The organism is Streptomyces seoulensis (assembly GCF_004328625.1).
GTDB classification, from domain to species: domain Bacteria; phylum Actinomycetota; class Actinomycetes; order Streptomycetales; family Streptomycetaceae; genus Streptomyces; species Streptomyces seoulensis.
In genome coordinates this window covers 5,804,011-5,828,305 of sequence record NZ_CP032229.1, presented here as the reverse complement: position 1 = coordinate 5,828,305, position 24,295 = coordinate 5,804,011, and the positions used below count along the sequence as shown (strand labels likewise).

Sequence of the window (24,295 nt, the reverse complement as noted above, 5' to 3'; positions counted from 1 at the left end):
CATGGATGCGGACGGTGCCGTGTCGGAGCGCGGACGCCGGAACCGTCCCCACGCGTGAGGTGAGGTAGTGCGTCTGTTCCGCCGGCAGTTCGTGGTGGCGCGGTTCCCGGTGTTCGTCGTGGTCGCGTGGCTGGTGGTGGCGGTGTGCACGGCCGCCTTCCCCGGCCGGCTGGCGTCCGAGGCCGCGCGCAGGCCGGCGATGACCCTGCCCGCGTCGGCGGAGTCGAGCCGGGTGGCGCGGGAGGCCGGTGGGCCGGCATCAGGACCGCCGGTCGTGATCGTGTGGGACGCCACCTCTGCCGCGCGGCTGGACGCGGGGTCCGCGCGGCGGGTTCTGGGCAGGCTGCCGCGTTCCGTCGGGACCCCCGGCGCCGTGACCGCCTCGGCCGACGGCCGCTCCCTCGTCTCGGTCGTCACCCTCGCCGACACCGACGAAGGACGGCTCGGCCCCTCCCTGGAGCGCGTCCGGACGATCGCCGGGTCACTGCCGGACAGCACGGCCCGGCTGGCAGGTCCGGCGGCAGGACAGGCCGACCTGGAGACCTCGTTCGACGGCATCGACGGCAAGCTGCTGGTCATCGCGCTGGCCGCCGTCGCCGCCATCCTGTTCCTCGTCCACCGCAGCGTCCTGCTGCCCCTCGTGGTGGCCGCGTCCGGGGTCGTCGCGCTGACCCTGTGCAGCGCGGTGCTGTACGCGCTGCGGAGCCGGGGGCTGGTGACGGTCGACGGGCAGGTGCAGGGCATCCTCTCGGTCCTGGTCATCGGCGCGACCACGGACTACGGCCTGCTCCTGCTGGCGCGCTACCACGAGCACGCCCCGCAGCTGTCGGCACCGGCCGCCATGTGGACCGCCTGGCGGGCGAGTTGGGCGCCCATCGCGGCGAGCGCGGCGACGGTGGCCTGCGCCATGGTCGCCCTGCTGCTCAGCGCCCTGCCCGCCAACCACTCGCTGGCGCTCGCCGGAGCCGTGGCCATGGCGTGCTGCGTACCGGCCGCGCTGACCTTCGTCCCGGCCGCCGTGCTCCTCGCCCCGCGCGCGATGTTCTGGCCCCGGGGTCCGCACTCCGGCCGGTCCGGCGGGCGGGGCTGGTCCCTGGTCTCGGCGGTGGTGGAGCGGCACGCGCGTCCGGTGTGGACGGGTGGCTGCGCGCTGCTCGCGGGGTGCGCAGCCCTCGCCGTACTGCTGGCGCCGGGCGGTCTTCCGCTGGGCGAGGCGCTCACGGCGGGAGCACCCTCGGTACGCGCCCAGTCGGCCTTGGCGGCGCACTTCCCGGCTGGCACCGGCAGCCCGGCGATCGTGGTGACCGGCTCCGAGGGCGCCGCGCAGGTGCGCCGTCGGGTGGACGGGACACCGGGGGTCGCCGGCACCGAGATCCTCGCGACCCGGCCGCGTACGACGATCGCCGCCACCCTCGACAGCGCCCCGGACAGCGGGCGCGCCCAGGAGACGATCGCCCGCCTCCGCGCGGCGATGGACGGCCGGGCCCGGGTCGGGGGCTATCCGGCACAGGTGTACGACGTGCAGCGGGCGGCCGAGCAGGACCGTACCCGTGTGCTGCCCGCCGTCCTGGTGATCGTGCTGCTGCTCCTGCTGGGGCTGTTGCGGAGCCTGGCGCTGCCGGTCGTGCTCGCCGCGGTGGCCGTGGCCAACTTCCTTGCCGCGCTGGGCATTTCGGCGGTGATCTTCGACCTCGCCTTCGGTTCGGCCGCGACGGAGCCGTCCCTGGTGCTGTTCTCGTTCGTGTTCCTGATCGCACTCGGGGTGGACTACAACATCTTCCTGATGCACCGTGTCCGCCGTGAGTCCCTGCTCGCGGGCCAACGGGTCGGCACGCTGCGGGGTTTGCGGGCCACCGGCAACGCCATCAGCTCGGCGGGTGTCGTGCTCGCGGTCACCTTCGCCACCCTGACCGTCATGCCGCTGCGCTATCTCGCGCAGATCGGCGTCATCGTCGCGGTGGGCGTGCTGCTCGACACCCTGTTCGTCCGCCCGTTCCTCGTCCCGGCCTTCACCCTCGACATGGGGCCCTGGCTGTGGTGGCCGACGAAGCCGCCGCCGGACCCGCGTCCGGTCGGCGTGGGCGAGCAGCGGTCGCGGCCGGAGATGGCCTCGGTCTGATCATCGCGGCCACCCGGTCACCGGTCCTGCGCCGGCAGAGCGCTCTAGCAGGCCAGTAACGCGTCCCAGCCCATGGCGGGGTATATCTCGGCGGCCACGCTGATCAGCCGCCGGTGCTGGGTCCGCAGTCCGCGGACCGTGAGAGTCCGCCCCTGGTGTCCGGCGATCACCCGCTGTTCGCTCAGAAGATGCAGGCCGGCCACGCCGAGGAAGGGAACATCCTCGAAGTCCCAGGTCAGGAACAGCACATCGCCGGGCAGGGTGTCGGACGCGGCTCTCAGGCTGGGGAGTTCGTCGTGGTCGATATCGCCGTGCGGCCTGATCGCCGCCCGGTCGCCGAGGATCACTGTGCTCGTCTTCACGGGCATGCACCCCCTTCGGGGGTAGAAGAGCCCGTAGCCTCCGCGGCCCCGCTCACAGACCAGGGGCCGACCGAGGACGGCAGGCTCCCGGCCCATCCCAGGGCGGGATGCGGCTCGGAGCCCGGAAACCGGCCCCCTCTTCGGGGTACGTGCCGGAAAGCTCATGTCACACGCCATCGTTGCACGACGACAACCATGGACGCCAGACGCCGTCACGCGCCCGACGGCGGCGGTGGGGCCGGCCCCCGCTCATGGGCCGGCCCCACCGGTCGCTCCGGTCCCCGGATCAGTACCAGTAACCCGAGTGCCAGCAGCCGTTGCCCCACCACCCGTCGTGCCAGTGGTTGTGCCAACGGTGATGCGAGTTGCCATAGCCGCCATAGCCGCCATGGCCGTAGCGGTCATGGTGACGGTTGTCGTAGCCGTGGTGGCCCGACCCCCGGTCGCCGTGGTGCTGGCTGTGGGAGGCCGGCGCCGACGTGGGTACGGACGCCGACGCGGTGCCTGCCGTTCCGATGGCGGCACCGCCCGCCAGCATCGCTCCGGCCGCCGCGAGGACGGCGGCCCTCTTCACACTGAGTGCGCGCATTGCGTACACCTCCTCTCAGGTCTCGAAGCATCCATGTCAGTGATTCGGAGCGGCGGGTGTCACGGTTTGCACCATCAGGGATATTTCTCGCGTCGCCCATGACATCCGGCGAACGCCCATCCAAGGCCCATTCAGTGACGAATTACCCGAAAGAACCCTGAAGGTGTTCGTCATGAAGCGCGATTCCTCCCGTCTCAGCTACGACTCCGCCGAACCCGCCGGCGCGGTGCGCGACGACCTGTGCGCCCACCTGGCGCGCTGGCAGGCGGAGGAGTTCGCGAACGACGCCTCGGTGGTGGTCAGCGAACTGCTGTCCAACGCCCTCCGGCACGGCAGACCGCCCGTCCGGGTCGCGTGCGCGCTGCGGCGGTCCCCCGACCGGGCGCTGCGCATCGAGGTGGCCGACGCCGGAGCGAGCTTCGACACCACCCTGGTCCGGGCCCGTTGGCGGCACCCGTCCTTCACGCTGGAGGAGTCCGGCCGCGGACTGTTCCTGGTCGACGCCCTGGCCAGCCGCTGGGGCGACGAGCCGACCGGGGACGGGCACACCGTCTGGGCCGTACTCGACCCCCCGGACGGATAGCACCCGAACGGACGGACTTCCCGGCAGGCGGGCGTCCAGCGGGCGCGAGGACGGCACCGCGCACCCAGGCTGGGCAGGAAGGACCACGAGGGCGACGGGAGGAATCACGCGGATGCCCAGGGACAGGTCCGCCGACGACCGCCGGCTCGACGGCTGGCTGACGGCGACCGCGCGCGGCAGCGAGGAGGCGTTCACCCTGCTGTACGACAGCCTGTCCGGCTCCGTGCGCGGCCTGGCCCTGCGCGTGGTGCGCGACGCCTCGCAGGCGGAGGAGGTCGCGCAGGAGGTGATGCTGGAGGTGTGGCGTACGGCGGCCCGTTTCCGTCCCGAGCGCGCCTCGGCCAAGGCCTGGGTGTTCGCCCTGGCGCACCACCGCGCGGTCGACCGGGTCCGCTCGGCGCAGGCGGCGTCCGACCGGGACCGCCGGGTGGCCGAGGGCAGCAGCGAGCGCCCGTTCGACATGGTGGCCGAGCTGGTGCAGGACCGCGACGAGCGGCGCAGGCTCTACCGCTGCCTGGCCGCGCTCGGCCGCGACCTGCGGGTGCCGCTGGTGCTGGCGTACTACGAGGGCCTGACGTACGACGAGGTCGCCCACGCCCTGAGCAAGCCGCCCGGCACGGTGAAGACGCGGATGCGCACCGGACTGCACCGGCTGCGGGAGTGTCTGGAGGCCGGCGGATGAACACGGCTCCCAACGATCACGAGGCGGTCGGCGCGTACGTGCTCGACGCCCTGCCCCCGGACGAACGCGCCGCATTCGAGAACCACCTCGCGGCCTGCGCGGCCTGCCGGGAAGAGGCCGCCCAGCTCATGGAGGCAGTCGTCGGGCTCGCCGAGGCCGGCTCGCTGCCCCCGGATGACGCGGCGCGCGCCCGCGTGCTGGCCGGCATCCGGGACATCCGGCAGGAGACACCGCCCGGCCGGCCGGGCCGGGCCCAGCGGCTGCTGCCCTGGGCGCTCGCCGCCTGTCTCGCGGCCGCCGTCGCGGGCGGCTCGGTCGCCTGGTGGCAGCACGAGGAGGCGCGGGACGCCCGGCGTACGGCGCAGCAGCAGGAGCGGCGCACCGCCTCGCTCGCCGACGTGGTCACCGCCCCGGACGCCACCGTCCGTACCGGCGAGCTGAGCAACGGCGGCCGGGCGAGCGTGGTCATGTCCCGGCAGGAACAGAAGGCGGCCTTCGTCGCCTCCGGGCTGCCCGCACTCGGCGAGGGGAAGGTCTACCAGCTCTGGTACGCCGACAACGGCACCACGTTCCGCTCCGGCGGCCTGCTCTCCGGCGAGGGCGGCCGGCAGGGCCGGGTGCTGCTGGGCTCCCTGGGCCGGGCGACGGCCGTCGGGATCACGGTGGAGCCTGCGGGAGGGTCGAAGCAGCCGACGGCCGTTCCGCTGGCGGTGGTTCAGTTCTGAGGCACGCTGTCGTGCCGGGCGGTACGGCACTGCGAGAGCCTGCCGAACAGGCCGCGTCCGGCGCGGACTTGGCGGGTCACGGCGATCCGGCGCAGTACGTCGTCGCGCGCGCTCCCCGGGCCGTTCTCATCGGTCGTGGTCAATAGGGCCCCCTGTCGGACTCGGTACGGCGGAGACCCGCCCAGGCCGTCGGCGGCCTGGGCGGGAGCATGGTCCGTCCGGTTCAGCTCTTGGGCATCAGGACGGTGTCGACGATGTACACGTTGGCGTTGGAGGTTTTGACGTTGCCGCAGACGACCTTCGAGGAGTCGTTCACGGTGTACGACTCGCCCATGCCCGACGTCATGACCTTCGACTTCTCCAGGGTGTCGAAGGAGCCGTTCTCCAGGTCCTTCGGCGCCAGCTTCTTGCCGACGACGTGGTAGGTCAGGATCTTGGTGAGCTGGGCCTTGTCGGCGAGGACCTTGTCCAGGGTGGCCTTCGGGATCTTGTTGAAGGCGTCGTTGGTCGGCGCGAACACCGTGATGTTCTGGGCGTTGTTGAGCGTGTCGACCAGACCGGCCTTCTTCACGGCCGCGACCAGCGTGGACAGGGCCGGGTTGTTGGAGGCGGCGGTGGCCACCGGGTCCTTGGACATGCCGTCGAAGGAACCCGCGCCGTTCTTCGGCACCGAGGAACACGCCGGGCCGAACGGCTGGTCCATGCTGCTCATGCCCGCGCTGCTCTCCGGGGCCGACGCGGACGCCGACGCCTTGGAGTCGGACTTCGCCGAGTCGCTGTCGCTGCCGGAGCAGGCGCTGAGCGCCAGGGGCAGCATGACGGCGGCCGAGAGGAGACCGGTGGTGCGGCGGATGCGAGCGTTCATTGGTTTTCTCCTGTGAGGAAAGGCAGCAACGGGCTGCGGGGTGAGGGGAATTGGTCAGGGGGCGGGGAGCCGGTCCGGGCTCACTCCGCGGTCACGACGACGGAGTGCCAGCCACTGGCGCCGTCGGGGATGGTCCGCGCGCGCTTCTCCGTCTGCACGCTTCCGGTGCGGTCGGTGGCGCGCACGGTGAGGGTGTGGGAGCCCTTGGTCGCCTGCCAGGGGTAGGACCACTGGCGCCAGGTGTCACGGGTGTCCTCGGCGGCGAGGTGGGCCTCCTGCCAGGGGCCGTCGTCCACCCGGACCTCGACCTTGTCGATGCCCCGGTGCTGGGCCCAGGCGACCCCGGCCACCATCACGGTCCCGGACTTGGGCCGGGCGAACGGCTTGGGCGTGTCGATCCGGGACTGGGTCTTGATCGGTGCCTTCCTGGCCCAGCCGCGCTTCACCCAGTACGGGTCGTAGGAGTCGAACGTGGTGAGTTCGATGTCCTGGATCCACTTGCAGGCGGAGACGTAGCCGTAGAGGCCGGGGACGAGCATGCGGACCGGGAAGCCGTGCTCGAAGGGCAGCGGTTCGCCGTTCATGCCGACGACGAGCATGGCGTCGCGGCCGTCCATGATGTCCTCGACGGGGGTGCCGATGGTCATGCCGTCCACCGAGCGGGCCACCAGCTGGTCGGCCGGCCCGCCCTTGGACGGAGCTTTGACCCCGCATTCGGCGAGCAGGTCGGCCAGACGGACGCCGGTCCAGCGGGCGTTGCCGACGTAGGGGCCGCCGACCTCGTTGGACACGCAGGTCAGGGTGATGGTGCGCTCGATCAGTCGCCGGCGCAGCAGGTCGTCGAAGGTGAAGGTGGCCGGGCGGCGCACGCCCTTGCCGTGGACGCGGAGTTGCCAGGCGGTGGCGTCCACCTTGGGGACCACCAGGGCGGTGTCGACGCGGTAGAAGTTCTTGTTGGGCGTGACGTAGGAGCTGACGCCGTCGACCCGCAGGGCGGCTCGCTTCGGTGTCGGCCGCGCGGGCGAGCCGGGGCTGGGCAGGACGACCCGCTTGCGGGAGGCGACGGCGTCTCCCGCCCGGTTGCCGCTCAGCGTCCGGCCGACCCCGCCCGCGACGGCGGACGCCGCGGCGGCGGAGGTGGCCGCGATGACGAAGCCCCGGCGGTCCCAGGTGCCGGGCTCGCTGCCGGCGGCCGGTACGGGGGTGATGAGGCGTCCGGCCAGGAAGTACAGGAGGAGCGCACCGGCGACGGCCCCGACGAGCGACGGCAACGCGTCCGTGAAGCCCCGCGAGTCGGGGCGGGTGAAAGCGGCCGTCGCGCCGATGGCGCCGAACAGCAGGACACCGGCCGCACCGAGGACCCGGCGGCGAACCGCCAGCGCGCCCAGGCCCAGGGCGAGGAGTGCGAGCACGACGAGGATGCCGAGCTGGAGCACCAGCTTGTCGTCGGTGCCGAAGTGACGGATCGCCCAGTCCTTGACCGCCGCCGGGGTCTGGTCGATGGAGGCCCCGCCGACCACGACGACCGGGCTGGCCTGCGGCCGCACCCCCGCCGCCACCAGCTCGGCCACCGCCAGCGCGGCGAACCCGGCCAGCAGACCGCTCAGCGCACCCAGCACCGTCCGCACCGGCCCCGGTGATGTCCTTGGGTCGCTCTGTTCCTCGCTCACGGGGGGAATCCGGGGCCGGGTGGGGACCCGGATTGGTGACTTCCTCAGATCGGAGGAAGACGCATCTCACACCAATCCGGCGGCTGTTCGGCGACGGATCACCTGGTTGAGCACCGCTCGCCCCTCCCATCTCGACCTGGACGTCGGCAACGATTGACACCACGCCACCGCCGTCACCCCGGCGAGGGAGAAGGCGTTCGACGGGCGCCTGCCCGATACCGAGCCCAAGCTCCACGAGCTGTTCGCGATACGCAGGACCAGGCACAGAACGGTCCTGGTCGTGATCGACCAGCCGGCTTCGACCGGAGCCCTGCCGCCCGCCGTCGCCCGGGAGTTGGGCTGCCCCGTCGCCCATCTGTTGGGCCTGACGATGGGACGGGTCGCCCACCTCTGCCCAGGCGAGGCCAAGACGGACGCGAGACGCCTTCATCATCGCCGACGCAGGCCGCGCGATGCCTCACACCCCGCGCTTGGTCGACCTCGAAGACGGATGTCCTGGCCCAGCTGGAGCGGTTCGAGTCACCGGCACAGATCCGCAAGGCAGGCCGCCGCCGGCTGGTCACGCTGCTGCGGCCCAAGGCACCGCAGATGGCCGAGCGCCCGGTCGAGAACACAGTTACCCCGCTGGCTGAGCAGACAGTGCTGCTCCCCGGCGCCGAAGCCACCGCGCCTACTACGACAGGAAGATCGCCCAGGGCAAGCGCCACAACCCTTTCGAACCCCAAACCGCCCTGCTGAGCCAAGCGGCAAATCCTCCGCTTCCACGACGGAACGGGAACTTCTCATCGGCATCGTGAACCTGGAGAGCGAGGTGGTAGCCGAACATCATCACACTCCCACCGCATCCCCCTCTCCAGCCGACACCACCAGCAACCTAGTTGTTGCGGGACATGACGTTGGTGACACAGGCCGATGCCCGGGAAACCAGGATGCTTCGACGGGCATCGGTCGGGTAGCGTGCCGACCATGTCGAGTCCTGAGTCAGACACGGTGGGGGCTTTCGGTCACGCCGTCAGCCCCCTGAACCACTGAGCTCGTAGCCATGTCGTCGCGCCGCTCTCGCGGTGTGACGAGTGAGCGCATGGGGCTGGCCGCGGTGACGAGATGACCTTCTCGTGCTTCTCTCACCTCGGAGCGACTCGATGCCTCTTCCCCTGTATCTGCTTGCCATGGCGGTCTTCGCCATGGGGACCTCGGAGTTCATGCTCGCCGGCCTCTTGCCGGACATCGCCTCAGATCTTTACGTTACGGTCGGGACGGCGGGCTTCCTCACCTCGGCGTTCGCGATCGGCATGGTCGTCGGCGCCCCTCTTGTGGCCGCGCTTACCCGCAATTGGCCCAGGCGCGTCGGCCTTCTCGGGTTCGTGCTCGTCTTCGCGGCAGCCCACGCCGTGGGCGCCGTCACCACGAGCTTCCCCCTCCTGTTCGCCACTCGAGTCGTCGCCGCGCTCGCAAACGCAGGATTTCTCGCCGTCGCTCTGACGGCTGCGGCCACGCTGGTCCCGCCTGACAAGAAGGGACGCGCGCTGGCCGTACTGCTGTCGGGCACCACGGTGGCCACGATCGCCGGTGTCCCCGGAGGGGCGGTGCTCGGCACGCTGCTCGGCTGGCGGGCCACGTTCTGGGCCGTAGCCGCTCTCTGCCTGCCCGCAGCGCTCGGCATCCTGAAGGGGATCCCGGCAGGACCCGATGAGGGCGAGGCGACCGGCAGGCCGGTCTTGCGAGCGGAACTTGCCCAGCTCACCAGGCCGCCATTGATCCTGGTCATGCTGCTCGGTGCGCTGGTGAACGCGGCAACGTTCGGAAGCCTCACCTTCCTCGCACCCGTGGTGACCGACAGCGCCGGGCTGGACGAGTTGTGGATCCCTGTCGCGCTGGTGCTGTTCGGCGCTGGTTCCTTCGTCGGCGTCACCGTCGCCGGACGGCTCGCCGACCGGCGTCCCGGTCCGGTCATCGCGGTTGGCGGTCCGTTGCTGCTCATCGGCTGGCCGGCCCTGGCGGTGCTGGCCGACGAGCCGGTCACCCTGTTCATCCTCGTGTTCGTTCAGGGTGCGCTGTCGTTCGCGCTGGGCAGCACGTTGATCACGCGGGTCCTCTACGAGGCCGTGGCAGCCCCCACCATGGCAGGCTCGTACGCGACTGCGGCACTCAACGTGGGCGCTGCCATCGGCCCCGTCATCGCCGCCGCCACCCTCAGCACCGAAGCCGGGGCCCTCGGGCCGCTCTGGGCGAGCGGACTCCTCGTCGCCGTGGCGCTGCTCATCGCGTTCCCCCTCCTCACAGCCATCACAGCCGGCCGGGGCACCGAGGTGCTCCGATGACGCATGCGAACGCCCCCTGGAACATCGAGGGACGCCGAAGGCTCGTGGAGCGTTGCCGCACCCGCCCGATCGCGGACGTCGGCGCTGAGGCCGGTGTCTCCCGCGCCTGCCTGTCCAAGTGGAAGAACCGGTACGACACGCACGGCGAAGCCGGACTGCAGGACCGCCTGATCGAGGACAGTACGGACCCGGATCGTTCATCAGGCATCGAGACCCCAGTTGATCACTGCGAGCGGAGTCGTCGGCGCCAGGTTGGCAGCCACCGCCGACAACTCCGGCAACGGGTGGGTCAGACCGGTTCCCCGGAGCTGTGTCGGGGCGAACGTTGACTGACGCAGCACCAGTCCGCCGGCCTTGACGAACCGCCTCGGGGCGCCCCCCACGACCCGCCGTCCGCCGGGCGATGCCGCCGTAGGGCGCCCATGGCGCGCTACTCGTCGACCAGCAGGATCTTGCCGACGTGGCCGCCGGCCTCCATCAGGCGGTGGGCCTCGGCGGCCTGGGACATGGGCAGGCGCTGGTCGATGACGAGTCCCACGGCACCGCTCTCGATCATCGGCCAGACCTCGTCCCGCACCTGGGCGACGATCTCGGCCTTCTGCTCCTTGGACCGCGTGCGCAGGGTCGTGCCGTGCACGGACAGGCGCTTGAAGACCAGTTCGGCCAGGTTGAGGTTGGCCTCCAGACCGTCCTGGAGGCCGATGAGCACCAGGCGCCCGTCGGGGGCGAGGGAGCGGACGTTGCGTTCGAGATAGCTGCCGCCGACGACGTCCAGGATCACGTCGTAGGGGCCGTGCTCGGTGAAGTCCTCGGTGCGGTGGTCGATCGTGACGTCTGCGCCCAACTCCCTTGCGCGAACGGCCTTTTCGAGGCCGCCGACCGTGGTGACGACCCGGGCGCCCAGCGCCTTGGCGATCTGGACGGCGAAGGTGCCGACACCGCCCGCGCCACCGTGCACGAGGAGGGTCTCGCCCCTCTTGAGGTGGGCGGTCATGACGATGTCGGGCCAGACGGTCGCCACCGCCTCGGGCAGCGCGGCCGCCTCGACCAGGCCGATCCCCTCGGGTACGGGGAGCAGTTGACCGGCCGGGACGGCGACCTTCTGCGCGTAACCGCCGCCCGTGAGCAGCGCGCACACCTCGTCGCCGACCTGCCAGCCGGTAACCCCCTCACCGAGCGCGCCGATCCGGCCCGAGACCTCGAAACCGGGGTACGGCGAGGTGCCGGGCTGGAGAGGGTAGAGGCCGTAACGCTTCATGACGTCAGCGCGGTTGAGGGCGCTCGCGACGACGTCGACGACGACCTCGCCGGCTGCGGGCACCGGGTCCTCGACGTCCACCCACTCCAGGACCTCGGGACCGCCGGGCTCCTTGATCGACACCGCCTTCATGACGCTCCGATCCTGGGACGGCGGACTGCCAGGCCCGCATGTTTACAGCACACACATTAGGGAGTGAGTGTGTGCACTGTCAACATGACCCCGCGTCCTACCGCGTCGCCGCCACGCTGAACAGCGCCTGTACGGCCGCGCGGACCTGGGCGTCCACCACCTCCGGCGTCGAGGAGTGGAGCTTGCCGTCCAGGTGCAGGAAGGCCAGGCCGTGGACGAGCGCCCACACCGCGGTCGCCAGCGCGTCCGGGTCGACGCCGGGGAAGGCGCCCTGCACGATCCCGCGGACGTATCCGGAGATGGCGGCGGTCGCCGCGACCCGCTCCTCGCTGTCCGGGTCGCACGGCTCGGCGAACATCACCCGGAACATCGCGGGCCGGTCCAGCGCGAACCGCACGTACGCGACGGCGACCGACGCGAGCTCGTCCGGCGTCCGGGGGTCGGGGTGGGCGGCGGCCAGGTGCTCGGCGAGCTCGCGGTACCCCTCGGCCGCCACCGCGGAGACCAGCGCGTCGCGGTCCGCGTAGTGCCGGTAAGGGGCCGTGGCCGACACGCCCGCCCGCCGCGCCACCGCGCGCAGCGACAGCCCGGCACTGCCGTCCTCCTCCAGCAACTCCCGCGCGGCACGCAGGCAGGCCGCGCGCAGATCGCCGTGATGGTACGAGCTGCTCGCTTGCGGCATAGGTCACACTCCCTGAAGTTTACGGCGCTTACATTCCTGGCTTAATGTGAACGCTGTACACATCGTAAGCGATGGAGATCGAGAGGGGAAAGCTGGATGACCAGCGAACTGTTCTCGCCGTTGTCCCTGCGCTCCGGGCAGGTACTGCGCAACCGGATCGCCAAGGCGGCCATGGAGGAGAACATGGCCGCCGACGGCCAGTTGCCCGGGGCCGAGCTGTTCGGGCTGTACCGGCGCTGGGCCCAGGGCGGCGCCGGACTGCTGATCACGGGCAACGTCATGGTCCACGCCGAGGCGCTGACCGGTCCGGCCGGTCTCGTCCTCGACGAGGCCGCGCCGCTGGAGCCGTTCACCGAGTGGGCGAAGGCCGGCAAGTCGGGGGGCGGGGCGATCTGGATGCAGATCAACCACCCCGGCCGCCAGATCGGCTCCGACATGCCCGGCGTCGTCTGGGGGCCCTCCGCGGTCGGCGTCGAACTGGGCAAGCACAGCAACCGGTTCGGCCGCCCGGTCGCGATGACCGCCCGGCAGATCGAGGAGACGGTCACCCGGTACGCGGTGACCGCCCAGCGCGCCGAACGGGCGGGCTTCGACGGGGTCGAGGTGCACGCGGCGCACGGGTATCTGCTCTCGCAGTTCCTCTCCCCGCTGGTCAACAAACGCACCGACCAGTGGGGCGGTTCACTGGAGAACCGGGCCCGGATGCTGCTGGACGTGGTCCGCGCCGTACGGGCCGCCGTGTCGCCCTCCTTCGCGGTCGCGGTGAAGCTCAACTCCGCCGACTTCCAGCGCGGGGGCTTCGACGCGGACGACGCGCGCCAGGTGATCGAGATGCTCGCGCCGCTCGGGGTCGACCTCATCGAGCTGTCCGGCGGCAGCTACGAGAGCCCGGCGATGTCCGGCCGGGCCGCCGACGCGCGGACCCAGGCCCGCGAGGCGTACTTCCTGGACCTGGCCAAGGACCTCGTCGGCTCCAGCCCGGTACCGCTGATGCTGACCGGTGGCATCACCCGGCGCGAGACCGCCGAGCGCGTCCTCGACAGCGAGGTGGCGGTCATCGGCATGGGCACCGCCCTCGCCGTCACCCCGGACCTGCCGGAGCGCTGGCGCGCCGGTGGCGAGGCCGAGCGGCAACTCAGGCCGGTGACCTGGTCGGACAAGGTGCTCGCCTCGGCCGCGAGCATGGCGCAGGTCCGCCACCAGATGCGCCGCATCGCGCGCGGCAGCCGCCCCACGCCGGGCACCCACCCGGCGCTCGCCCTCCTCGCCGAGCAGCGCAAGCAGCGCCGGGCGCTGCGCCGCTACCGCACCTGGCTCAGCACGGAGCGGCGCGCCGCCTAGCGCGGCCCGCACAGCACAAGGCGGCGCGGCTCCGACGGGAGCCGCGCCGGCTTGTCGTCGGTTCAGCGGGAGCCGACCGCCTTCAGCACCTTCAGCGCACCGGTCAGCAGCGCCGCCCAGGTCTCCGGCGGAATACTCCTTGGTGGAGTGAACCCCTGCACGCGCTGGTGGGCGACGTTCTGGGCCTCGGTGTACTTGAGGATGCCCTCGGCGCCGTGCCGCCGGCCGAGGCCGGAGTCGCCCATGCCGCCCATCGGCGCGTCGACGCTGCCCCACGCGGCCGCGAACGCCTCGTTGACGTTGACGGTGCCCGCGTGCAGCCGGGCGGCGACGGCACGGCCCCGCGAGGCACTGCGGGACCAGACGCTCGCGTTGAGGCCGTACGGCGTGGCGTTGGCCCGCGCGACGGCCTCGCTGTCGTCGTGGACGGGGTAGACCGACACGACGGGACCGAAGGTCTCGTGCTCGTACAGCGTCATGTCCGGGGTGACACCGGCGAGGATGGTCGGCTCGTAGAACAGCGGTCCCAGGTCAGGGCGCGCCCTGCCGCCCGCGAGGACCTTCGCCCCCTTGCCCACGGCGTCGTCGACGTGCTCGGTGACGGTCTTCAGCTGGGCCGGCGTGGTGAGGCTGCCGACGTCGCGGCTGAAGTCGTACGCGCCGCCGACCTCGAGCCGCTCGGTGCGGGCGACGAACGCGTCCACGAATCGGTCGTGCACCGAATCCGCCACGTAGAGACGCCCCACGGAGACGCAGAGCTGGCCGGCCGAGGGGAAGCAGGCGGCGACGGCGCCCTCGGCGGCCTTCTCGATGTCGGCGTCGTCCAGCACCAACATGGCGTTCTTGCCCCCGAGTTCGAGGGACGAGCCGATGAGCCGCTCCCCCGCGTCCCGGGCGATCTTCCGGCCGCTGGCGGTGGAGCCGGTGAACATCATGTAGTCGGCGTTGTCCATCAGCGCGCCCCCGATGGAACTGCCCCGCCCGATCACCATCTGCCAGACACCGGCGGGCAGTCCGGCCTCGCGCATCAGCTCCAGCGACCACAGGGCGGTGAGCGCGGTCTGGGTGTCGGGCTTCTGGACGACCGCGTTGCCGGCCATCAGCGCGGCGACGGCGTCGCCGGCGGCCATGCTCAGCGGGTAGTTCCAGGGCGAGATGACGGACACGACGCCCTTGGGGTGACGCAGCTCGGTGGTGTGGGTGAGCAGCGGGATCGCGCCCCGGCGGCTGGGGCTGGGACGAGGGCATGACGCGGCTCCTGGCAACGCATGTTGACGGTGATTACATCAGAGTGGCCACCGATGTAAGCACCGTCAACACATAGCCGCGCGGGCCGCCTCAGTCGTCCTGGTGGAGCGCCGATCCGAGAAAGTCGATGGCGATCTTCCGGGCGATGTTGGCCGCCCGGGTGTCCCGCAGGCCGTCCAGCAGCAGGAAGTCGTGGACCATGCCCGCGACCCGGACCGAGGTGACGTCGTTACCCGCCTCGCGGAGCTTGTTGGCGTACTCCTCACCCTCGTCGCGCAGCACGTCCGCCTCGTCGGTGATGACCAGCGTGGGCGGCAGGCCCTTCAGCTCCTCCAGCGACGCCTGGAGCGGGGCGGCGTACTTCTCGGAGCGCTGGGACGGGTCGGAGTATGCGTCCCAGAACCACTTCATGCCGTCGCGGGTGAGATAGTAGCCCTCGGCGAACTGCTCGTAGGACGGCGTGTCGAAGCCGGCGTCGGCCACCGGGTACAGCAGGCACTGGGCCTTGAGGTCGATGCCGCCCCGGTCCTTGTTCATCAGCGCGAACACCGCCGACATGCAGCCGCCGACGGACTCACCGGTGACGGCGATGGTCGAGGTGTCCATGCCGTGCTCGGCGCCGTGTTCGAGGACCCACTGGCCCACGGCGTAGTTCTGCTCGACCTGGGTCGGGTACTTCGCCTCCGGCGCGCGGTCGTAGACCGGGAAGACGCCCACCGCGCCCGCGCCGACGGTGAGTTCGCGGAAGAGGCGGTCGTGGGTCTTGTCGTCGCCGAAGACCCAGCCGGCGCCGTGGATGTAGATCAGCACCGGCAGCGGGCCGGTGACGCCCTTGGGGCGGATGACGCGGGTGCGGACGGTGCCCCACTCCCCCGCGTCCACGTCGACCCACTCCTCGTCGACATCGGGACGGGGCACGCTGGTGTCGCTCTGCAGGTCCGCGAGGATGGCCCGGCCCTGTTCCGGCGGGACCTCGTAGATCCGGGGATGCGGATCGGTCGCCTCGGTCAGCTCCTTGGCGGCGGGTTCGAGATACGGGGTGACGGGCGGCGGGATGTCGGACATGGCCACTCCTCGGTCTGTTCCCTGGACCGGGCACACGAGTGCCCCGTCGCACGGCCGGTCCGGCCGTTGGTGGTGACGGCTACCCCGAGTCGGGGATCACCCACACGTGATCCCCCCTCCGTCCATGCTTGGGGTCCCCGCCGAGGACCGCAACCGGCCGGGGCGGGCTCCGCCCGGCTCACGTGGTCGACCATGGTCCACGGCTTCAGCCGGGTGCGTCAGCCGCCGGCCCACCCCTGGCCGAGGGCCTAGGGGGTGTCTTGTCGATCACGCCGGGCCGCCGTCTCGTCGTACCGACGCAGCACCAGCTCCGCCACCGAAGGATGCGTGCCCAGAGGGGACGAGGTCCAGTGGGCGGGGGTGTGGGTCAGGGTGTGGGCGAAGTGGCCGGGGGCCAGGAGGTGGGTGGCGAGGGAGACGGTGGGGTGGCCGGAGGTGTGCCAGGCGGAGACCGCTTCGGTGGGGGTCGGGCCCTCGCCGGAGGCGTAGGCGACCGAGACGGGGGCGTCGAGGCGGGCGGAGAGGAGGCGGGCCGACTCGGCCGTGTCCGCTCGGGCGCGGGGGTCGGAGGAGCCGGTGGCGGCGAGGACGACCGGGGTCGCGTCCGGCGGGCGGCCCGCTTCGGCCAGGCGGGCTGCCAGGGCGTCGGCCAGCAGGGGGGACGGGCCGAGGGCCGGGGTGACGCGTACCGTGCCGGGGTCCGCCTCGGCGAGGAGGGCCGGGATGTCGGCGCGTACGTGGTAGCCGCTGGCCAGGAGGAGGGGGACGGCGATCACCGGGCCGGGGAGCGAGGACAGCGCCTCGGGCACCGAGGGTGCCACCAGGCCCAGCCAGGCCGGCTCGACGCGCAGTCCGGGGCGCAGGCGGCGGACCTCGTCCAGCAGGGCGAGGACCGTGCGGACGCCCTCCGGGTCGCGGGTGCCGTGGGCGACGGCCAGCAGGGTGGGGGTCATCGGGTGCCTCCGTGGGGCTCCGTCGTCAGGCGGTAGCCGCGTTCGGGGACCGTGCGGATCAGGCTCGCGTAGGGGCCGAGGGCGGCTCGCAGACGCGTGACCGCCGCCTCCACCGCGCGCTCGTCCGCGCCCTTCCCCGGCCAGACCCGGCGCAGCGGTTCGGGGCGGCCGACCACCCAGCCGGGGCGTTCGGCGAGGGCCCGCAGCACCCGGGCCGAGCCCGGCGTCAGCCATACCGCTTGCGCCGGGGCGCCGTCGCCGAGGAGGAGCGCGTTGCCCTGGAGGACCAGGGTGCGGTCACCGGCCGGGACGAGGTGGCGGTCGCGGCCGGGGAGCGTGGCGGTGAGCAGGTGGACCATCGCTCCCAGTCTCCCTCGCTCGGGCCACACCGGCCCGGCGCCCACCTCAGCAGCGGCCGGGCGCGCACCGCGCCGACGCACAGGGGGAGCACGTCCGTACGCAGCCGTTCGAGGACGGTCTCGTACTTGCCCGCCGCCTCCGCGTGCTCCAGGAAGGAGGTGATGGCCGGCGCGGAGGTGAACAGCAGCGCGTGCACCTCGCCGCGCGCCGTCGCCTCGGCCAGCTGCCGGACCGGCTCGGGGTCCAGGGGCGGCACCCAGCGGTACATCGGGACCTCCACCACCTCCGCGCCCCGCTCCCGCAGCGCCGAGGCGAGTCCCGGCAGCGGCGCCCCGTGCTCCTGCACCGCAGCGCGCTGCTCCTGCTCGTCCCCGCGGTGGCGACCGCCGTCGTCCTGGAGCCCGGCACCTCGTACGGCACCCTGCTGCTCACCGCCTGCCTCGCCGGGGTCGGCGGCGGCAACTTCGCCTCCTCGATCGGCGGGGTGCTGGTCAACTTCGCCTTCCGCGAGTCGTTCCTCGCGACCAGGAACGGTGACGGGGCGTACGTCGCGTTCGTCGCCGCGTACGGGGTGTGCGCGGGCGTGACCTGGACGGCGTATGTGCGCCGCCGGGCCTGACGGTGGCGCTCAGGAGAGTTCCTCCACCTCCGCCATGTCGAACGCCTCGGGGGCGGCCTGCGTGTCCGGTTCGCCGCCGAGCCCCTGCTCGGACCAGATCGTCTTGTCCTGGTGGCTGTGCCGGACGCCCCAGCGCGTGCTGAGGCGCATGACGATGTACAGGCCGCGCCCGCCCTCGTCGCTCTCACGGGCGTGGCGCAGATGGGGGCTGGTGCTGTTGGCGTCGGTGACCTCGGTCAGGAGCCGGCCGCTGTCGTGGATGAGGCGCAGTTTGATGGGCCCGGTGCCGTAGCGGATGGCGTTGGTGACGAGTTCGCTGACGATGAGCCCGGTGGTGTACGCCGCCCCCTCCAGGTGCCAGACGGCCAGTTGCTGGTCCACGAGCCGCCGCGCCGTGCTCACCACGGACGGCTCGGCGGGCAGCGTCAAGTCCGCGACGTTCTCCTCGGCCAGGGTGTGGGTGCGGGCGAGCAGCAGCACGGCGTCGTCGCCGCGGGAGGGTGCCATGCGGTACACGGCGTCGTCGCTCAGTTCCCGCAGGGGCCGCGCAGGCGAGGCGAGGGTGCGGGCGAGCACGCGCCGGGCGGCGGCCGGGTCGTGCGCGCGGGCGCCGAGCAGGCCGTTGGTGTAGAGGGCGATCAGGGTCCCGGCGGGCAGGTCGATCAGAGCCGGGGTGAAGACCCGTCCGCCCCCGGCGCCCAGCGGCGGCCCGAGGGGCACGTGCACGGGGATGGGCGAGCCCTTGGGGTCGACGATCACCGGCGCCGGGTGCCCCGCCCGCACCATCGCGCAGCGCCGCGAGACGGGGTTGTAGACGGCGACCGCGCAGGTCGCCACATAGTCGTCCGAGGGTTCGGCGAGCTGGGCGGCGACCTCGTCCAGGCGGGTCAGCAGCTCGTCGGTCTCCAGGTCCTGGAGGGCGAGGGTGCGCAGGGCGATCCGGAGCTGGCCCATCGTCGCCGCCGCCTCGATGCCGTGCCCGGCGACATCGCCGACGACCAGCGCGACGCGCGTCCCGGACAGGGGGATGACGTCGTACCAGTCGCCGCCCGCGCTCTCGGGCAGATACATGTGGGCGGTCTCCACCGCCGAGAGGCGCGGGGTGGTGCTGGGCTGGAGCTTGCGCTGAAGGGTGGAGGCGACCATGTGCTCGCGGCGGTAGCTGCGGGCGTTCTCCAGATGCGCGGCCGTGGTGGCGGCCGCCTGCCGTGCCACGTCGAGGTCGGCCTCCTCGAAGGGGTCGGTCCGGTGCCGGTACAGGGTGACCAGGCCGAGCACGGTGTCCCGCACCGTGAGCGGTACGACGATCATGGAGTGCACGTTCGCCCGGAGCAGCGGCTCGAACATGTCCGGGTCGGCGGCCAGCCACGGCGCGTCCGGCGTCACCGGGACGATACGGGCCTCGGTGTCGTTGAGCGCCTGTGTGTGCGGCGTGGGGTAGGGAAAGGGCCGGCTGTCGCCTTCCTTCCGCGCGGTCACGGTGCCCGCCGGGGCGAAGGAGGTCCGGCGCAGCGGCACCCCGGAGGTCAGGGGGCCGAACGCGGGGCCGTCGTCCAGCAGGTCGACGCTCGCCCCGTCGGCGAAGGTGGGGACCAGCGCCCGTACCAGTTCGTCGGCCGTGGTCCGTACGTCCAGCGTGGAACCGACGGTCTTGTGCACCCTGCTGAGGACGGCGAGCCGGTCCGCGCCGGCCTGCCTCTCGGTCACGTCCTCGACCACGCCCACCAGGCCGGGAGAGCCACCGCCCGCGTCGGGCAGCGGGAAGAGGGACACCTCTATCGCGAGCGTCCGGTCCGGGTCCGACGGCGACTTCCCCCGGACCAGCATCCTCCGCAGCGGCACACCACTGGCCAGCGCCTCGTCCATCAGGGACCTCAGCTCGGCCGACTCCAGACCGGGCGCGAACTCCTCGACGTAGTGCCCCACGATGTCCTCGGCGGCCAGCTTCCACACCCCTCGTCCGGAGGGGTTGTAGCGCATGACCTTCATCTGCGAGTCGAAGACGAACAGCCCTTGGGGAGAGTTGCCGAACAGCGCGTTCAGTACCGCGGCATCGTCGATGGGATCGCTCGCCACCCCACGCTCCCTTCCCGGACGTCCTTCCTCACCTTCTCGCATCGACGGGCCCCAGCAACTCGACCGGGAAGCGGACGGGAAGTGGACGGGGCCGGGGCATGGTGGCCCGTCCCGCTTGTTCAGCCAGCTCGTTCAGCGGTGGGCGCCCGGCTGGTGCAACCCCGCCCGCTCCGCTCCGGCGCGCCGGGTGTGGGCCGCGCCGACCGGCTCTGAGCGACACAGGCCAGTGCGCCACAGACGAGCCCGACAGCCGTGGTCAGGTCGAGGGGCGCGCCCTGCACGCCCCACGCCGCGATCACGGAGACCGCCGGGATGACGGCGAACAGGATCGACGCCCCGCGCGCTCCCCTGCTCCGTACGCAGGCCGCGTAGCAGACCATGCCCACCGCGCTGGCGAGCACGAGCAGCAGGAGCAGGGCCACGGCGGGCAGGGGGTCGGTGAGGTGCTGCGGGGTGGTGAGGGTGAGCGCGGCGGCCGGGAGGACGGAGACGGTGACGCCGATCGCGGTGAACACGAAGGGGTCGACCGCCCGCAGCCTCCGCTCCTGGAGGAGGGAGCCGCCGGACAGTCCGCCGAGCGCGATCAGGACCGTGATCAGTCCCGGTCCCACGGACGGATCGGCCAGCAGCCGGGGGAGGCAGGCCGCCACCACGCCCACGGTGCCGAGGGTGAGCGCGACGAGTCCCCAGGAGTTCTCGCGCCGCCCCAGCACCAGCCGCCCGAGGAGCGCGGTGGTGACGGGGTTCATCGCGATCACCAGCGCCGCGACGCCCGGCCCCACCCCGTGTGCCATGCCCCAGTAGAGACCGAGGAACTGCACCCCCTGCACCAGCAGGCCGCCGGCGGCCGTCCAGGCGAGCAGGCGTCCACGCGGCAGCGGGGTCCGCCGTACGGCCACGACGGTCCACATCAGCACGGCACTGAGCAGGAAGCGCAGCAGGATGAGGAGGAACGGCGTGACATGCCCGAGGGTGAGCGCGCCCAGGGGATAGCCGAGGGCGTACAGCAGGACGGTCAGGGCCGGGAGAAGTCGCTGGAACATGCTCCGACCTCAGCACCGGCGCGGGACGCCGTGCGTGACCGATCGTGATTCGTGAACGGTCCTCCCTTCGTACGTGGCCCACCGGTGACAATGAGGCATGGCGACCCTCGACATCACCTGTCTGCGCAGCCTGGTCAGCGTGGCCTCCTTCGGTGGGGTCCGGAGGGCCGCCGAGGCCCTGCATCTGTCCCAGGCGGGGGTCAGCGGTCATCTGCGCCGCCTGGAGACGGAGCTGGGTTTCCCCGTGGTGACCCGGCAGGGCCGGAACATCGCCTTCACCTCCCGGGGCGAGGACGTCCTGCGGGAGGCGTACCGGCTGCTCGGTGAGCACGACGACGCGCTGCACCGGCTGCTGGGCCCCGCGAGCGGGGAGCTGCTGGTCGTCTCCACCGAGCACGCCACCGAGGCGCTGCTGCGCGCGGTCGCCCGCGTCCTCTCCCGCGACCACCCGGACCGGCCCGTCCGCTTCCGGTTCCACCGCAGTGCCCGCGTCCGCGAGTTCGTGCACGACCACTCGGCGGACGTGGCGCTGGGCATCGGCGACCTCGGCCAAGGCACCCGGCACATCACCGAGCTGCCCCTCACCTGGGTGGGCCCGTCGGACCGCGCTCCGGACACGGGCGCGCTGGTCACCTTCACCGCCCCCTGCACCGTCCGGGACCACATCCTGGCGTCCGAGGCGGCGGCGGGCGGAGCAGTGGTCCGGGAATGCGCCGATCTGGTCAGTCTCCTCTCCGCCGTCAAATCCACCGGGGGCGTCACGGCACTGCCGCGACTCCGGCTGAGCGAGCCGGGCCTGACGGCGCTCGACTCTCTTCCATCTCTCCCTTCGGTCCCCCTGACATTGGTGACGAGCAACCGTCTCGCCTCCCGGACCAGGGACGGCATCATCGCCGCGCTCGTCTCGACGGCCTGAGAACCCACCGGTCAGCCCGGCAGGGTGCTGCGTTCCCCTCCGTCCGCGTACAGGATCGCGCCGTTCATGTAGCTGCTCGCCGGGGAGACCAGGAAGTTGACTATCCCGGCGATCTCGCTCGGCTCGCCCGCCCGGCCACGGGCGTTGACCTGGTCCAGGACGGCGGTGTCGTCGCCGAATATCGCGGCGACCCCCTCGGTGCGGACGGGTCCCGGGGAGACCGTGTTGACACGGACTCCGTGCGGGCCGTACTCGGTGGCCCAGTAGCGGGTGAGGATTTCGACGCCGGCCTTGGACGCGCCGTAGGCGGCGCCGATGGGGGCGGGCAGGCGGGCGGCGCTGGAGCCGATCGTGACGATCGAGCCGTGACCGCGCCGCGCCATCGCGGGAGCGAGCGCGCCGACCAGGAGGAAGGGGGCGCGGGTGTTCACCGCGATGTGCCGGTCGAAGGCGGCGGCGTCGGTCGCCGCGGTGGGCGCGAAGTCGTAGACGCCCGCGCTGTTGACGAGGATGTCGACCTCGCCCGCCTCGGCCGCCAGGCGGAGGACCTCCTCGGCGTCGGTGAGGTCCGCCGCGATGAAGCGGGCGGACCCTGTGTCCCGCGCCAGGGCTTCGCCCCGGGCATGGTCCCGGCCGTGCAGGACCACCTTCGCGCCCCGGGCGGCCAGGCTCTCCGCCACGGCTCGGCCGATGCCGGAGGTGGCGCCGGTGACCAGGGCGGTGCTGCCTTGCAGGTCGTTGCTGTCGTTCGTCATGGCGCGGTTCTCATTCCTGCTCTGCGCAAGTCGTCGGTCGATCGGTCGGACTCGGGTCCCGTCGCCGGAGCCTCACGAAAAACTATGCACCACAGATGTTCTGTCCGCAAGACTATCTGCCCACTCGCAGGAATTTGCGCTACATTGGTCCGGTGACCGCTTCAGACACCGCCGCCACCGACGACTCGGGGCTCGAGACCGACCTGGGCTGGGCCATCCGCCAGGTCTCCTCGGCGTTCCGCAGGATCGCCACCAGCTCGGTCGCCGACCTGCCCGGAGGCCCGCGCGGCTATCTGGTGCTGGTCGCGCTGGCGACGGGCGAGCCGCCGTCCCAGCTCGCCCTGGCCCAGCAGGTCAGCCTGGACCGCACGGTGATGACGTATCTGCTGGACGACCTCGAGAAGCGCGGGCTGATCACCCGTCGCCCCGACCCCCGTGACCGCCGCGCCCGGCAGGTCCTCATAACCGAGGAGGGCCGGGCGGAGCTGGAGCGCAGCCGCCGTCAGCTCTCCACCGCCGAGGCCCGCCTCCTGGCCGACCTCGACGAGAACGACGCGGGCCAGCTCCGCCGCCTCCTGACCCGCGTCGCCCAGACCACCCAGCGCGACGACTCCCTCGGCGCCACCACCGACTGCTGACCCACGCCCGCGCGGGCAGGCGGACAGCAGCATCAGGGGTGGGGCGCCGGGAGAGGGCCGTGCCGTCACTCCTCACCCCCGCACACCCCGTACCGCTGGAGCCGCCGTGTCCCCCTCCCCCGCCTCAGGCGACCCCGACGCCCTCTTCGGGCTGACCGAGCTGCTGGGCGCCGAGGGCCACACCGAGGGACCGGAGCCGGGCGAAACCCCCGACCAGGTGTCCCGGCTGCTCGACGTGCGGGAGATCTACGCCGAGCCCGCCGCCGCCCTCTCCCCGCGCGGCCGGCAGGTCATCGGCCGCTTCCCCGCGGCGCGCGTGCTGGAGGTCGGCTCGCACTGGAACATCCCCCACCTGCACGGCAACGAGGGAAACGCCGACCGCTGGGTGCGGGTCAAGCGGCAGACGCTCGTCCTCGGCGTACGCAAGTCACTGACCGTACGGCCCAACGGACGCTCGGCGGACTGGATCGCCCCCGGCGCCTCCAACGGCTGCGCGATGTCCTGCGCGTACTGCTACGTCCCGCGCCGCAAGGGATACGCCAACCCGATCACCGTCTTCACCAACATCGGGGACGTGGTCGACGCCCTGGAGAAGCACATCACCGCCCTCGGCCCGAAGCAGGAGCCCACGCAGTGCGACGAGGAGCGGTGGGTGTACGACACGGGGGAGAACGGCGACTGCTCGGTGGACGCGCTGATCAGCGACAACACCGCCGACCTGATCGCGGCCTTCCGCCGGTGGCCCGCCGCGATGGCGTCCTTCGCCACCAAGTACGTCAACCGGGACCTGCTCGACCTGGACCCGCGCGGCTCGACCCGCATCCGTTTCTCCCTCATGCCGCCCGGCGACTCCCGGCTGCTGGACGTGCGGACCAGCCCGGTGGCCGAACGGATCGCCGCCGCCGGGGACTTCCTGGACGCGGGCTACGAGGTGCACTTCAACCTCTCCCCCGTCGTGCTGCGCCCCGGCTGGGAGGAGGACTGGGCGGAGCTGCTGCGCCACCTCGACGACGTACTGCCCGCGCGGGTGAAGGCGCAGGCGGCGGCCGAGGTCATCATGCTGACGCACAACCGCCAGCTCCACGACGTCAACCTGCGCTGGCACCCGCGTGCCGAGGACGTGCTGTGGCGCCCGGAGATCCAGCAGGCCAAACGCTCGGAGAACGGCGCGCTGAACGTGCGGTACCGCAACGACGTCAAACGCGAGGGCGTGCGGCGGCTGACCGAGCTGGTCGCGGCGCACGCGCCCTGGCTGCGGGTGCGGTACGCGTTCTGAGCGGCGAGCGTCGGCGC

Annotated in this window: 24 protein-coding genes and 3 pseudogenes; 12 read left to right on the top strand and 15 right to left on the bottom strand. The window is 72.2% G+C overall.

Annotated elements, in window-relative coordinates; translation table 11 throughout:
* Positions 1-67: 67 nt before the first annotated feature.
* On the top strand, positions 68-2,119 hold the full coding sequence (locus D0Z67_RS26870) for an MMPL family transporter (protein ID WP_051887863.1): 2,052 nt from the start codon (positions 68-70) through the stop codon (positions 2,117-2,119).
* Positions 2,120-2,163: 44 nt separating this feature from the next.
* Here the strand turns inward: D0Z67_RS26870 and D0Z67_RS26865 are convergent, their stop codons facing one another.
* Positions 2,164-2,481 carry an STAS domain-containing protein gene (locus D0Z67_RS26865; protein WP_078873446.1) on the bottom strand — a complete coding sequence of 106 codons (318 nt, stop codon included), beginning with the start codon at positions 2,479-2,481 and terminating at the stop codon, positions 2,164-2,166.
* Between the two features lie 286 nt (positions 2,482-2,767).
* Complete coding sequence (locus tag D0Z67_RS26860; protein WP_031182244.1) at positions 2,768-3,070, bottom strand: hypothetical protein; 303 nt, start codon at positions 3,068-3,070, stop codon at positions 2,768-2,770.
* Between the two features lie 172 nt (positions 3,071-3,242).
* On the opposite strand from D0Z67_RS26860, the gene D0Z67_RS26855 reads away from it, so the two are divergent.
* From D0Z67_RS26855 to D0Z67_RS26845, 3 genes are all read left to right on the top strand, one after another.
* Complete coding sequence (locus tag D0Z67_RS26855) at positions 3,243-3,653, top strand: ATP-binding protein (RefSeq protein WP_037775413.1); 411 nt, start codon at positions 3,243-3,245, stop codon at positions 3,651-3,653.
* A gap of 112 nt (positions 3,654-3,765) precedes the next feature.
* Positions 3,766-4,335 (top strand): sigma-70 family RNA polymerase sigma factor, encoded by a 570-nt coding sequence (locus tag D0Z67_RS26850; protein ID WP_031182242.1) that lies wholly within the window; start codon positions 3,766-3,768, stop codon positions 4,333-4,335.
* Positions 4,332-5,060, top strand: coding sequence for an anti-sigma factor (locus D0Z67_RS26845; protein WP_031182241.1), 729 nt, complete (start codon positions 4,332-4,334; stop codon positions 5,058-5,060). Before D0Z67_RS26850 ends, D0Z67_RS26845 begins: the two co-directional genes overlap by 4 nt.
* Here the strand turns inward: D0Z67_RS26845 and D0Z67_RS29800 are convergent.
* The 3 genes from D0Z67_RS29800 to D0Z67_RS26835 form a co-directional block, all read right to left on the bottom strand.
* Positions 5,051-5,203, bottom strand: coding sequence for a hypothetical protein (locus D0Z67_RS29800; protein ID WP_158713896.1), 153 nt, complete (start codon positions 5,201-5,203; stop codon positions 5,051-5,053). The genes D0Z67_RS26845 and D0Z67_RS29800 overlap by 10 nt on opposite strands.
* Positions 5,204-5,283: 80 nt before the next feature.
* A complete protein-coding gene (locus tag D0Z67_RS26840; RefSeq protein WP_131589718.1) occupies positions 5,284-5,925 on the bottom strand; it encodes a fasciclin domain-containing protein in 642 nt (213 codons plus the stop codon).
* An 80-nt stretch (positions 5,926-6,005) separates the two neighbouring features.
* Positions 6,006-7,553, bottom strand: a complete 1,548-nt coding sequence (locus tag D0Z67_RS26835) for a sulfite oxidase (protein ID WP_234312831.1) — start codon at positions 7,551-7,553, stop codon at positions 6,006-6,008.
* 148 nt (positions 7,554-7,701) lie between these two features.
* Between D0Z67_RS26835 and D0Z67_RS30625 the strand changes: the two are divergent.
* The 3 genes and pseudogenes from D0Z67_RS30625 to D0Z67_RS30620 all read left to right on the top strand — a co-directional run.
* Positions 7,702-8,264: pseudogene (locus D0Z67_RS30625) on the top strand (IS110 family transposase); the annotation flags it as partial.
* Between the two features lie 473 nt (positions 8,265-8,737).
* Positions 8,738-9,916, top strand: coding sequence for a Cmx/CmrA family chloramphenicol efflux MFS transporter (locus D0Z67_RS26825; protein ID WP_031182238.1), 1,179 nt, complete (start codon positions 8,738-8,740; stop codon positions 9,914-9,916).
* Positions 9,913-10,083, top strand: a pseudogene (locus tag D0Z67_RS30620) (helix-turn-helix domain-containing protein); the annotation flags it as partial. The gene D0Z67_RS26825 and the pseudogene D0Z67_RS30620, both read left to right, overlap by 4 nt.
* A gap of 263 nt (positions 10,084-10,346) precedes the next feature.
* Here the strand turns inward: D0Z67_RS30620 and D0Z67_RS26815 are convergent.
* A complete protein-coding gene (locus D0Z67_RS26815; RefSeq protein ID WP_031182237.1) occupies positions 10,347-11,306 on the bottom strand; it encodes an NAD(P)H-quinone oxidoreductase in 960 nt (319 codons plus the stop codon).
* A gap of 97 nt (positions 11,307-11,403) precedes the next feature.
* The gene (locus D0Z67_RS26810; protein ID WP_031182236.1) at positions 11,404-11,988 is read right to left on the bottom strand and encodes a TetR/AcrR family transcriptional regulator; all 585 of its coding nucleotides are present in this window, start codon (positions 11,986-11,988) and stop codon (positions 11,404-11,406) included.
* A 96-nt stretch (positions 11,989-12,084) separates the two neighbouring features.
* Between D0Z67_RS26810 and D0Z67_RS26805 the strand changes: the two genes are divergently transcribed.
* The gene (locus tag D0Z67_RS26805) at positions 12,085-13,329 is read left to right on the top strand and encodes an NADH:flavin oxidoreductase/NADH oxidase family protein (RefSeq protein WP_031182235.1); all 1,245 of its coding nucleotides are present in this window, start codon (positions 12,085-12,087) and stop codon (positions 13,327-13,329) included.
* Positions 13,330-13,391: 62 nt separating this feature from the next.
* Here D0Z67_RS26805 and D0Z67_RS26800 read toward each other — a convergent pair.
* The 5 genes and pseudogenes from D0Z67_RS26800 to D0Z67_RS30275 form a co-directional block, all read right to left on the bottom strand.
* Positions 13,392-14,555: pseudogene (locus tag D0Z67_RS26800) on the bottom strand (succinic semialdehyde dehydrogenase); the annotation flags it as partial.
* 112 nt (positions 14,556-14,667) lie between these two features.
* Positions 14,668-15,642, bottom strand: coding sequence for an alpha/beta hydrolase (locus tag D0Z67_RS26795; RefSeq protein ID WP_031182233.1), 975 nt, complete (start codon positions 15,640-15,642; stop codon positions 14,668-14,670).
* Positions 15,643-15,890: 248 nt separating this feature from the next.
* The gene (locus tag D0Z67_RS26790) at positions 15,891-16,595 is read right to left on the bottom strand and encodes a sirohydrochlorin chelatase (protein ID WP_051887861.1); all 705 of its coding nucleotides are present in this window, start codon (positions 16,593-16,595) and stop codon (positions 15,891-15,893) included.
* Positions 16,592-16,804, bottom strand: a complete 213-nt coding sequence (locus tag D0Z67_RS30280) for a winged helix-turn-helix domain-containing protein (RefSeq protein ID WP_234312828.1) — start codon at positions 16,802-16,804, stop codon at positions 16,592-16,594. The genes D0Z67_RS26790 and D0Z67_RS30280 overlap by 4 nt, the downstream gene beginning before the upstream one ends.
* 17 nt (positions 16,805-16,821) lie before the next feature.
* Positions 16,822-17,301 carry a uroporphyrinogen-III synthase gene (locus D0Z67_RS30275; protein WP_078873437.1) on the bottom strand — a complete coding sequence of 160 codons (480 nt, stop codon included), beginning with the start codon at positions 17,299-17,301 and terminating at the stop codon, positions 16,822-16,824.
* Between D0Z67_RS30275 and D0Z67_RS26780 the strand changes: the two genes are divergently transcribed.
* Positions 17,290-17,574 carry a hypothetical protein gene (locus tag D0Z67_RS26780; RefSeq protein ID WP_107059606.1) on the top strand — a complete coding sequence of 95 codons (285 nt, stop codon included), beginning with the start codon at positions 17,290-17,292 and terminating at the stop codon, positions 17,572-17,574. The genes D0Z67_RS30275 and D0Z67_RS26780 overlap by 12 nt on opposite strands.
* Before the next feature lie 9 nt (positions 17,575-17,583).
* Here the strand turns inward: D0Z67_RS26780 and D0Z67_RS26775 are convergent, their stop codons facing one another.
* Both D0Z67_RS26775 and D0Z67_RS26770 read right to left on the bottom strand, forming a co-directional pair.
* Positions 17,584-19,650 carry a SpoIIE family protein phosphatase gene (locus tag D0Z67_RS26775; RefSeq protein WP_031182231.1) on the bottom strand — a complete coding sequence of 689 codons (2,067 nt, stop codon included), beginning with the start codon at positions 19,648-19,650 and terminating at the stop codon, positions 17,584-17,586.
* 119 nt (positions 19,651-19,769) lie between these two features.
* A complete protein-coding gene (locus D0Z67_RS26770; protein WP_031182230.1) occupies positions 19,770-20,693 on the bottom strand; it encodes a DMT family transporter in 924 nt (307 codons plus the stop codon).
* A gap of 97 nt (positions 20,694-20,790) precedes the next feature.
* Between D0Z67_RS26770 and D0Z67_RS26765 the strand changes: the two genes are divergently transcribed.
* Positions 20,791-21,609 (top strand): LysR family transcriptional regulator, encoded by an 819-nt coding sequence (locus tag D0Z67_RS26765; protein WP_031182229.1) that lies wholly within the window; start codon positions 20,791-20,793, stop codon positions 21,607-21,609.
* Between the two features lie 11 nt (positions 21,610-21,620).
* Here the strand turns inward: D0Z67_RS26765 and D0Z67_RS26760 are convergent, their stop codons facing one another.
* Positions 21,621-22,364, bottom strand: a complete 744-nt coding sequence (locus D0Z67_RS26760; RefSeq protein ID WP_031182228.1) for an SDR family NAD(P)-dependent oxidoreductase — start codon at positions 22,362-22,364, stop codon at positions 21,621-21,623.
* A gap of 152 nt (positions 22,365-22,516) precedes the next feature.
* On the opposite strand from D0Z67_RS26760, the gene D0Z67_RS26755 reads away from it, so the two are divergent.
* A complete protein-coding gene (locus D0Z67_RS26755) occupies positions 22,517-23,002 on the top strand; it encodes a MarR family winged helix-turn-helix transcriptional regulator (protein ID WP_031182227.1) in 486 nt (161 codons plus the stop codon).
* A gap of 106 nt (positions 23,003-23,108) precedes the next feature.
* Entirely contained in the window at positions 23,109-24,278 is a 1,170-nt protein-coding gene (locus D0Z67_RS26750) for a spore photoproduct lyase family protein (RefSeq protein WP_031182226.1), read from the top strand.
* Positions 24,279-24,295 lie beyond the last annotated feature (17 nt).